This window comes from Mesorhizobium sp. M7A.F.Ca.AU.002.02.1.1, assembly GCF_003998535.1.
Taxonomy (GTDB): domain Bacteria; phylum Pseudomonadota; class Alphaproteobacteria; order Rhizobiales; family Rhizobiaceae; genus Mesorhizobium; species Mesorhizobium ciceri.
The window spans coordinates 1-1,133 of record NZ_RZPB01001231.1 but is presented as its reverse complement, the minus strand read 5'-3'; the positions used below and the strand labels follow the sequence as shown (position 1 = coordinate 1,133).

General features: G+C 57.4%; 1 protein-coding gene and 1 pseudogene. One reads left to right on the top strand and one right to left on the bottom strand.

The genetic code is table 11. The features are described 5' to 3' along the window. Positions 1–114: 114 nt before the first annotated feature. The gene (locus EN879_RS36730; protein ID WP_063170814.1) at positions 115–360 is read left to right on the top strand and encodes a hypothetical protein; all 246 of its coding nucleotides are present in this window, start codon (positions 115–117) and stop codon (positions 358–360) included. A gap of 326 nt (positions 361–686) precedes the next feature. Here EN879_RS36730 and EN879_RS39595 read toward each other — a convergent pair. Then, a pseudogene (locus EN879_RS39595) lies at positions 687–1,133 on the bottom strand (TFIIB-type zinc finger domain-containing protein); the annotation flags it as partial.

Here is a 1,133-nt window from a genome sequence, read left to right as displayed (position 1 = left end):
AGCCTGGTACATGAATTCACCGGGTGCGAGCAGATGGAAACCGGCCTGGTGGATTGGATCACCAGCAAGTAGCGCTACAAGGAAACCTTTTTGGGGGCTCGGAATTAGGGTCGCATGGCCCGCTTCTTCTTTGATTTAACCGACGATGGCGAAGTCTTTCCCGATCCTGAAGGAACCGAAATTGCGAGCCGGGAAGCCGCTGAAGATGAGGCAGCAAGAGCGTTGCTTGAAATAGCCAAAGACCGGATGCCGGACGGCACTTTCAGAGAGGTTGCCATCGATGTCCGCGATCACACCAGCAAGCTCCTATTCTCCGTGAAGGTCACGTTCGAGTTGGTGCGTGAGCCGCCCGACGGATGAGGACGCGGCCCTAGCTATTCATTATGGCTGCGCACCAACGCCAGCGGCATGCGGTCGCTGAGGCTGCCATCATTGCTTTCGAACTGCAAGACGCCTGAAAATGCGATTGGCGCCTTCTGCCGTCGAGGTAGAAATGACGTCGTCCGCCTGACGCTAATGTGACCTAATATCGTTGTTTGCCGCCGGCATTGAAGGATGTTTGAAGAATGACTCGTGTTGACCACCCTCGCTGTCTCTGTGGGGGATCATGGTTTCCGGCAAGTCGCCAACGCCGTACTGTGAGCCCCGGACCGAAATAAGGTCATGGTTGTCGGGGCGTGTGTTTGTCACGGCCTTCGACGATGGATAATTTCTTCAATAAGTTTCGCGTCGGCTTCGTGTTCCGCGGCCCGCGTAGCCATTTGGCTGGCCAAGCTATGTCTTTCCCGAGCGGCTTCTCGTTGCGCCGTCCGTTTCGCCAACTCGGCCCGCTGCTGGTGCGCTCTTAGAAGGCTCCAAAGGGCCTGTTCCGCATCGTCCGCCTGGGCCTGCATCAAAACGTCCGCTCCGAATGCATGTCCAGTGTGACAACGGTAACGGGTAATCGGCCCGTCTTCGATCTCCCAAAGCGGTCCGTGACATTCGGGGCAGACAAATGTCGAGGGGATGCCAAGCTGGCGTTCTGTCTGTTCCATTGTGCTGTGCTCCTGAGCAGCAATCGCAGCCTCAAGGCGGATGACAGGCGGGATTTCTGGTGTCGGCCCTGCGAGTTCGGACGCAAGCCTGCGCAACAG

Excerpts from the sequence above, each read along its gene's own strand:
- EN879_RS36730 (WP_063170814.1), top strand. The coding sequence starts at position 115 with ATGGCCCGCTTCTTCTTTGATTTAACCGACGATGGCGAAGTCTTTCCC.